At 68.5% G+C, this 8,242-nt stretch carries 8 protein-coding genes; 4 read left to right on the top strand and 4 right to left on the bottom strand.

Features of this window, described 5'->3' with window-relative positions:
- Positions 1-154: 154 nt before the first annotated feature.
- The gene (locus tag ASJ79_RS13190) at positions 155-1,549 is read right to left on the bottom strand and encodes a xylulokinase (protein ID WP_067955807.1); all 1,395 of its coding nucleotides are present in this window, start codon (positions 1,547-1,549) and stop codon (positions 155-157) included.
- A 1-nt stretch (position 1,550) separates the two neighbouring features.
- A complete protein-coding gene (locus ASJ79_RS13185) occupies positions 1,551-2,717 on the bottom strand; it encodes an ROK family transcriptional regulator (protein ID WP_231750839.1) in 1,167 nt (388 codons plus the stop codon).
- A 102-nt stretch (positions 2,718-2,819) separates the two neighbouring features.
- Between ASJ79_RS13185 and xylA the strand changes: the two genes are divergently transcribed.
- From xylA to ASJ79_RS13165, 4 genes are read left to right on the top strand one after another with little or no spacing between them, the layout of a single operon-like run.
- Positions 2,820-4,052 (top strand): xylose isomerase, encoded by a 1,233-nt coding sequence (xylA, locus tag ASJ79_RS13180; RefSeq protein ID WP_067955803.1) that lies wholly within the window; start codon positions 2,820-2,822, stop codon positions 4,050-4,052.
- Between the two features lie 38 nt (positions 4,053-4,090).
- A complete protein-coding gene (locus ASJ79_RS13175) occupies positions 4,091-5,161 on the top strand; it encodes a sugar ABC transporter substrate-binding protein (RefSeq protein WP_067955801.1) in 1,071 nt (356 codons plus the stop codon).
- Positions 5,161-5,943, top strand: coding sequence for an ATP-binding cassette domain-containing protein (locus ASJ79_RS13170; protein WP_067955808.1), 783 nt, complete (start codon positions 5,161-5,163; stop codon positions 5,941-5,943). The genes ASJ79_RS13175 and ASJ79_RS13170 overlap by 1 nt, the downstream gene beginning before the upstream one ends.
- A gap of 39 nt (positions 5,944-5,982) precedes the next feature.
- Positions 5,983-7,260: a sugar ABC transporter permease gene (locus tag ASJ79_RS13165; RefSeq protein ID WP_067955798.1), complete on the top strand. Its 1,278-nt coding sequence runs from the start codon at positions 5,983-5,985 to the stop codon at positions 7,258-7,260.
- Positions 7,261-7,266: 6 nt separating this feature from the next.
- Here the strand turns inward: ASJ79_RS13165 and ASJ79_RS13160 are convergent, their stop codons facing one another.
- Together ASJ79_RS13160 and ASJ79_RS35020 are read right to left on the bottom strand one after the other, a co-directional pair.
- Positions 7,267-8,121: an MFS transporter gene (locus ASJ79_RS13160; RefSeq protein ID WP_369803663.1), complete on the bottom strand. Its 855-nt coding sequence runs from the start codon at positions 8,119-8,121 to the stop codon at positions 7,267-7,269.
- Entirely contained in the window at positions 8,070-8,183 is a 114-nt protein-coding gene (locus ASJ79_RS35020; protein ID WP_369803664.1) for a hypothetical protein, read from the bottom strand. Before ASJ79_RS35020 ends, ASJ79_RS13160 begins: the two co-directional genes overlap by 52 nt.
- Between the last annotated feature and the right edge of the window lie 59 nt (positions 8,184-8,242).

The raw sequence follows: 8,242 nt of genomic DNA, 5'->3' as shown, positions 1-8,242 counted from the left end.
GCCCGGAATTCTTGATAGGTCCGCGGGTAGTCCACACCGCCCACGGGAGCGCCCTCGACACCCACGCTGAACAGCATAGGTCCACTTAAGCAGATAAGCAGTACAAACTTTCGAACATGCCACCGACACTACCCCTGCGCCCCGACAAAAACGCCTACCGCAACGTCAGGGGCGCCGCCGCCCGGTATTGCTCGAGAACCTGGGGCGTCGCGGCTGTCTCGTAGCGTGCCGGATTCCCGATCGACCACGACGGTGGCGCATCCTGCCCGGAGAGCACCCAGGCCGCCTGGCGGGCCGCCCCCAGCGCCACATACTCACCTGGCGTCGGCACCACCACCGGCGCGCCGAACACCGCGGGCGCGATCTGCCGGACCGCTTCGGAGCGGGCCGCGCCCCCGACGAGGATGATGCGGTGCGCGTCGACACCCTGAGCGCCGATCCTGTCGATGCAATACGCCATCGAACTGACCAGCCCTTCCACGGCGGCGCGGGCGATATTGGCCGCGTTCAGGTTTCGTGTGGTGATCCCGTGCAGCGCACCGGCCGCTCGTGGCAGATTCGGCGAACGCTCGCCGTCGAAGTAGGGCACCAGCACCAGACCGTCCGCGCCGGCGGGGGCCGACAGGGCCAGCCGGTCGAACTCGGCGAAGTCGACGCGCAGCATCTCGGCGACGGCGGCCAGCACCGGCGCCCCGTTGAGGGTGCAGACCAACGGCAGGTGCCGGCCGGTCGCATCCGCGAATCCCGCGACGATGCCGTCGGCATCCCGGGGCCCGACGGACCCGACCGCGCTCACCACGCCCGAGGTCCCCAGAGACACCACGCAGTCACCCGGGGACGCTCCCAAACCCAGTGCGGCAGCGGCGTTGTCCCCGGCGCCGGGGCCCAGAGCGAGCCCCTGTCGCGTTGCGCCCGCCGACTCGTGCGGTCCCAGCGCCGGGGGTACTGCCGGACGCCGACCCCGCAACGCGAGGGCGAGCAGGTCGTTCTGGTAGGTGTCGGTACGGGATGAGAAATAGCCGGTGCCGCTGGCATCGCTGCGGTCGGTGCACAAGTCGGCAATGTCGGACGAGCCGCGCAACCGCCACGTCAACCAGTCGTGCGGCAGGCACACCATTGCGGTGGCGTCGGCATGACGCGGTTCATGGTCGGCCAGCCACCTCAGCTTCGCCGCGGTGATGGAAGCCACCGGCACGACACCGATCCGGTCGGCCCAGGCCGCGGCGCCGCCCAGCTCCGCGACCAGCTGTGCCGCCGCATCGGCGGATCGGGTGTCGTTCCACAGCAACGCATCCCGGATCACAGCGCCGGTGCGGTCCAGGCAGATCATGCCGTGCTGCTGTGCGCCCACCGACACGGCCGACACGTCGTCGAATCCGCCTGCGGCGGTGATCGCGGCCTGCAGCGCGGCCCACCACAGCTCGGGGTCGACCTCGGTACCGCCGGGATGCGGCGTCGCCGCCGACCGCACCAACCGGCCGGTGTCGGCGTCACAGATCGCCACCTTGCACGACTGGGTCGACGAGTCGATCCCCGCGACGAGCGTCATCTCAGCACCGTCCGGGATCGGCGAGCACCGGCGCGAAAGCCAGCTCGGCCGCGCCGATGACCAAGGTGTCCGCGCCCAGAGTGGCAGGCACGACGCGCACCAGATCCCGTGGTGCGGCGATCGTGCGGCGCGCCAACTCCTCTCGGAGCACCGGAGAGGCGTAGGCGCAGAACACCCGCAGGAAGCCACCGAGGACGATCAGTCCGGGGTTCAGCATGTTCACCGCGTTACCGAGCGCGACCGCGAGCACGCGTGCCTGCCGATCCAGCACATCGCGCTCGGCGCTGTCCGGTTGTCTGGCCGGTACCCCTTCCGACTCGGCCACCAGCCGTGCCAACGGCGCCTGGACGACCTCGGTCTCCAGACATCCCACGCTGCCGCAGTGGCACCGCTCGTCACCGCCGACATAGGTGTGGCCCAACTCGCCCGCGTATCCCGCGAGACCCTCCAGCAGGCCACCGGCCACCACGAACCCGGCACCGATTCCACTCGGGCCGCCGTTGACATAGATCAGGTGTTCGGCGTTGTGATGGTTGCCGAAGAGGTGCTCTGCGATGGCTCCGACATTGGCGTCGTTGGCCGCGTGGACCGGAAGATCGATTGCAGCGCTGAGCATCTGGCCGATCTCGACGTCATGCCAATCGAGGTTGGGCGCCAACTGCACCGCCGACTGACGTCCGTGGACCAGCCCGGGCACCGCGAGGCCCACGGCCGTCACCGCCTGTTTGGCCCCCAGTCCGCGCTGGATGCGGGCTATCGCGTCGGCCGCGATCTTCACCGTGTCCGCGGGGGTCGGCACCTGATCGGTCGGGCAGCGCAGGACCTCACGCACCACGCCGCCCATCGACACCACACCCACCGTCACCGCATCGACCTCGGGGGTCACCGCCACCGCCAGCAGTGAATCAGTCGGTCGCACAATGGGACTCGGACGACCCACCTGGGACGCCGACGGGGCAGGCGATTCCTCCACCAGGTCACGGGCGACCAATTCCTCGACGAGGTCCTTGGTGGTGGAGCGCGACAGGCCGGTGTGACGGGTCAACTCGGCGCGGCTGAGGGCCCTGTGCCGGTGCACGAGGGTCAACACCGTCGACAGGTTGCGCCGCCGGACGTCGTCGGTGTTGGTGCCGGCCTTGGTCGCCCGCGGGCCCTGCCCCGTTCTCACCAGCCTCTACCCCTCGCATTTCAGCCTTGACAGTGGCGCAGGCCACATCTTAAGTTCGCACAGAGAACAAAACCATATCTCAATGCTGTTTGGAGCATCCCGATGACTGTGCTGCAGTCCAGTGTCCCCGCATCCGACGCGCTCACTCCCACGCGGGCGGACAAATTCTCGTTCGGCCTCTGGACGGTCGGATGGACCGGCGTCGACCCGTTCGGAGTCGCCACCCGTCCGGCGCTGGACGTGGTGGAGGCGGTGGACCGGCTCGCCGGCCTCGGCGCGTACGGCGTGACGTTCCACGACGATGACCTGTTCGCGTTCGGCAGCCTCGACTCCGAGCGCCGGCGCGCGATCGACCGGTTGTCCGCAGCGCTGAACGCGTCGGGTCTGGTGGTGCCGATGGTGACGACGAACCTCTTCACCCAGCCCGTCTTCAAGGACGGCGGTTTCACCAGCAACGATCGTGCGGTGCGCCGCTACGCGCTGCGCAAGGTGCTGCACAATCTCGATCTGGCGGCCGAACTCGGCGCTCAGACCTTCGTGATGTGGGGAGGCCGCGAGGGCAGCGAGTACGACTCGGCCAAGGACGTCCGGGCGGCACTGGAGCGCTACCGCGAGGCGCTGAACGTGTTGTGCCAGTACGTGCTCGACCAGGGGTCCGGTATCCGGTTCGCGATCGAGCCCAAACCCAACGAGCCGCGTGGCGACATCCTGTTGCCGACGGTGGGGCACGCGCTGGCCTTCATCGAAACCCTCGAGCGGCCCGACATGGTCGGGGTCAACCCGGAAACCGGTCACGAGCAGATGTCCGGGCTGAACTTCATGCACGGAATCGCCCAGGCTCTGTACAGCGGCAAGCTGTTCCACATCGACCTGAACGGCCAGCGCGGTATCAAGTTCGACCAGGACCTGGTGTTCGGTCACGGCGATCTGATCAACGCCTTCTCGCTGGTCGACCTGCTCGAGCACGGTGGACCCGGCGGTTCGGTCGCCTATGACGGACCCCGCCACTTCGACTACAAGCCCAGCCGCACCGAGGACGCGGAGGGGGTGTGGGCATCGGCGGCCGCCAACATGCGGATGTACCTGCTGCTGCGCGAACGCGCCGCCGCGTTCCGGTCCGACCCGGCCGTCCAGGAGGCGATCGCGGCAGCCAAGGTGTCCGAGTTGAAGCAGCCCACGCTGGCAGACGGCGAGACGTATGCGGATCTGCTGGCCGACACCAGCGCCTACGAGGAGTTCGACGCGGGCGCGTACTTCGGTGGAAAGGGTTGCGGTTTCGTGGCTCTGCACCAACTGGCCGTCGAGCACCTGATGGGTGCACGGTCGCAGGTCTGACACTCAACGAACATGTCGGCTCAATCGGAGGGATTCTCGTGAAGCGAACCAGCAGCCTGCTCGTCACCGCGGTCGTCGGTGTCGGACTGACCATGACCGCGTGCGGATCGAACACCGATTCCGCGTCGAACGGTGGCGGGGGTGGCAAGGTCGGTGTGATCCTGCCGGACACCAAGTCCTCGGTCCGGTGGGAGACCAAAGACCGGCCCGCGCTGGAGGCCGCGTTCAAGAACGCCGGTGTCGACTACACCATCCAGAACGCCGAAGGATCCGCGGACACGATGGCCACCATCGCCGACGGCATGATCGCCGACGGCGTCACCGTGCTGGCCATCGTCAATCTCGACTCCGACAGCGGCGCATCCATCCAGCAGAAAGCCGCCGCGCAGGGCGTCAAGACCATCGACTACGACCGCCTCACGCTCGGCGGTTCCGCCGACGTCTACGTGTCGTTCGACAACACCGAGGTCGGCAGACTGCAGGGCCAGGGTCTGGTCGACTGCCTCGGTGGCAGACCGGCGAACGTGGTGTTTCTCAACGGTTCTCCGACCGACAACAACGCGACGCTGTTCAGCACGGGTGCCCACTCGGTCGTCGACGCGACACCGTCGATCACGATCGTCGGGGAACAGGCGGTGCCGGACTGGGACAACGACAGAGCCGTCACCATCTTCGAGCAGCTCTACACCGCGGCGGACGGCCGCGTGGACGGGGTGTACGCCGCCAACGACGGCCTTGCCGGGTCGGTGATCTCGATCCTGGAGAAGAACAGGCGGGCCGGCCAGGTTCCGGTGACAGGGCAGGACGCGACGGTCGAAGGGTTGCAGAACATCCTGGCCGGGACGCAGTGCATGACGGTGTACAAGTCGGCCACCGAAGAGGCCAATGCGCTTGCCGACGCCGCGATCGCACTCGTCAACGGGCAACAGCCCCAGACCACCGGCACCTCGCGCGACGACACCGGCGGACGGGATGTCCCGTCGGTGTTGCTGACCCCGAAGTCGATCACCAAGGACAACATCGACATCGTCTTCGACGACGGCGGGCAATCCAAGGACGAGGTGTGCGCCGGGCAGTTCGCATCGGCGTGCACCGCAGCGGGGGTCTGATGGACACGGAGCAGCCGATCCTCGAATTGCGCGGCGTGAACAAGAGTTTCGGGGTTGTCCACGTGCTCCACGACGTCGACTTCTGCGTGTACCCCGGTCAGGTGACCGCCCTGGTGGGTGACAATGGTGCGGGCAAATCCACCCTGGTGAAGGTGATCGCCGGGATCCATCCCGTCGACACCGGCACTTACCTGTTCGAGGGCAGACCGGTGTCGGTCCGCGGTCCCAATGACGTCTCCGACCTCGGCGTGGAGGTGGTGTACCAGGATCTGGCGCTGTGCGACAACCTCGACATCGTCGAAAACATGTTCCTCGGACGGGAACTCAAGCGTGGTGCGATACTCGACGAGGCCCGGATGGAGACTATGGCCAAAGAGGCGTTGACGTCGCTGTCGGTGCGGACCGTGAAGTCGGTGCGGCAGCCGGTGTCGAGCCTGTCCGGTGGCCAGCGGCAGACCGTGGCCATCGCCAAGTCGGTGTTGTGGAACTCGAAGGTGGTGCTGCTCGACGAGCCGACTGCCGCCCTCGGTGTCGCGCAGACGCGGCAGGTGATCGAGCTGGTGCGCGGGCTGGCCGACCGCGGTCTGGGCGTCGTGCTCATCTCGCACAACATGGTCGACGTGTTCGAGGTCGCCGACCGGATCTGCGCACTGTATCTGGGGCGGGTGGCCGCCGAGGTCAAGGCCTCCGATGTCACGCACGGTCAGGTGGTGGAACTGATCACCGCGGGCCGTTCGGGCAGCCTCGGGCTGGCGCCCGCACAAGCCGCCGAGTCGATGTGAACCCTGCCGTGTACCCCCGACCCAGATGAGGCTCTTCAGATGACCACTGTCCGTGGCGAATCCGGCGTCACACTGGCCGGGGCCGATTTCTCCGGCGACACCCGCACCGACGACTCGTTCGGCACCGCGGTGCGCGGTTACCTGCAACGGGTGCGCGGTGGGGACATGGGTTCGCTACCCGCGGTGCTCGGCCTGGTCGTGCTGTTCGCGGTGTTCGGCCTGGCCAACGACCGCTTCCTGTCCGCGCTGAACCTGGCGAATCTCATCACCCAGGCCGGGTCGATCTGCGTGTTGGCGATGGGGCTGGTGTTCGTGCTGCTGCTCGGCGACATCGACCTGTCGGCCGGAGTCGCCGGCGGGGTCGCCGCCTGCGCGATGGCGTTGGCCGTCGTCAACATGAGTTGGCCGTGGTGGGCGGCGCTGCTGGCCGGAATTGCCTGTGGCGCGGTCATCGGTCTCGCGATCGGGCTGTTGCGCGCCAAGCTCGGCATCCCGTCGTTCGTCGTCACACTGGCTTTCTTCCTCGGGTTGCAGGGGGTGACCCTCAAGCTCATCGGCGAAGGCGGCTCGGTACGGGTCGACGATCCGGTGATCCGGGGGCTCACCATCAGCAACCTGCCGGTCACGGTCGGCTGGACGATCGCCGCGGTGGTCGTGATCGGGTTCGCCGCTCTGGAGTTCGGGCAGCACCACCGCAAGAAGGCGCTGCAGCTGTCGCATTCGCCGCTGGGTGTCGTCGTCGCCCGGGTGTCGGCCGTGGCCGCAGTGGTACTCGGCGTCACGTACGTGCTGAGCGTGAACCGCAGCGTCAATGCCGCCGCCGAGATCCGCGGCATCCCCTACGTGCTGCCGTTGATCCTGGTGCTGCTGATCGTGATGACCGTGGTGCTCCGGCGCACCTCCTACGGCAGGCACATCTACGCCGTCGGCGGCAACCCCGAAGCCGCCCGCCGCGCGGGTATCTCGGTGGACCGCATCCGGATGTCGGTCTTCGTCGTGTGCTCGTCGCTGGCCGCGTTGAGCGGGATCATCGCCGCGTCCTATGCGGGCAAGGTGTCGGCATCGTCGGGTGCGGGCAACACGCTGCTGTACGCGGTGGGTGCCGCCGTCATCGGCGGCACCAGCCTGTTCGGCGGCAAGGGCCGGGCCATCGACGCGGTGATCGGCGGCGTGGTGGTCGCGACCATCGCCAACGGACTCGGCCTGCTCAACCAGTCGTCGTACATCAACTTCCTGGTCACCGGCGGTGTGCTGCTGCTCGCCGCGAGCGTCGACGCGATCTCGCGGCGCCGCCGCTCGTCGACCGGCCTGGGCTAGCCCCGTTCAGCGCGGTGCGCTGTCACCGCGAGCTGCCTTGACTCCCAGCGTGGCCACTCCCGACACGGCCACGATCGCCGCCAGTCCGACGAAACCCCACGGCACGCCGGCCGCGGCTGCGATGGACGCGACGAGCAACGGACCGGCCGCGTCGCCGCATTCCCGGCCGATCTCCGCCGCGCCCATGGTCTGTCCCAGCCGCTCCTGCGGTGTCGACCGTGCCAGCATCGTGAACGCCAGCGGTGTGATCAGGCCGCACCCGACGCCGATGACGACGGCGGCGCACAGCAATCCCGCCACACCGGGGATCAGCGCTGCGGCCAGACCTGCTGCGGTGACCGCGATCCCGGCGGTGATCCCCGCGGTGACGGTGATTCTGCCGGCGTCCAGCGCGCGGCCGGCGACGGGTTGCGCGACCGCGGTGGTCAGCGCGAGAACGGAGACGACGGCTCCGGTGACGACCGGGGACAGCCCGGCCCGGGTGCCCAGCACCGGCAGGAACCCGACACCGACCGACAGCGCGGCGGTGGAAGCTGCGAGCGCGAGTGTCGGTGTGACGAAGGAAGATTCGGAGAACCTGCGCATGGTGTCCAGCAGGGTCTGCCGGCGCCGCGGCAGGGGAGCCAGGTTCGGCACCGCGAACACGGCCCACGCGGCGACGACCACCGCGAGCACGGCCATCACCGCGAACAACGTGCGCATGCCGCCCACCGCGACGATCACGCCACCTAGCAGCGGTCCCAGCGTGTAGCCGATGGACTTGTAGGAGCCGTAGGTGCCGAACGCGCGACCGTGTCCGCCGGCCGGGGTCAGCCGGGCGACGAGCGCCGACGCGGCGGGGGAGAACGCCGCTGCGCCCACACCCCGGCCGAAAGCCCGCCGACCAGCGCGAAGTTGCGCTGATGCCCGTTGAGCCAGGCCAGGGACGCGGTGCCGGTCTTGTAGTAGTACGTCGGCGGGGCGAAGATGTGGCTGCCGGGCG

It is taken from the genome of Mycobacterium sp. NAZ190054 (assembly GCF_001545925.1).
In the GTDB taxonomy this organism is placed as follows: Bacteria; Actinomycetota; Actinomycetes; order Mycobacteriales; family Mycobacteriaceae; genus Mycobacterium.
Note: the sequence above shows the minus strand (reverse complement) of the source record. Positions and strands in the feature narration are given on the sequence as shown.

What these genes read in the sequence shown, in the direction of transcription:
- ASJ79_RS13190 (WP_067955807.1), bottom strand. Translation starts at nt 1,549, where the DNA reads ATGACGCTCGTCGCGGGGATCGACTCGTCGACCCAGTCGTGCAAGGTG.
- xylA (WP_067955803.1), top strand. Translation starts at nt 2,820, where the DNA reads ATGACTGTGCTGCAGTCCAGTGTCCCCGCATCCGACGCGCTCACTCCC.
- ASJ79_RS13170 (WP_067955808.1), top strand. Translation starts at nt 5,161, where the DNA reads ATGGACACGGAGCAGCCGATCCTCGAATTGCGCGGCGTGAACAAGAGT.
- ASJ79_RS13165 (WP_067955798.1), top strand. Translation starts at nt 5,983, where the DNA reads ATGACCACTGTCCGTGGCGAATCCGGCGTCACACTGGCCGGGGCCGAT.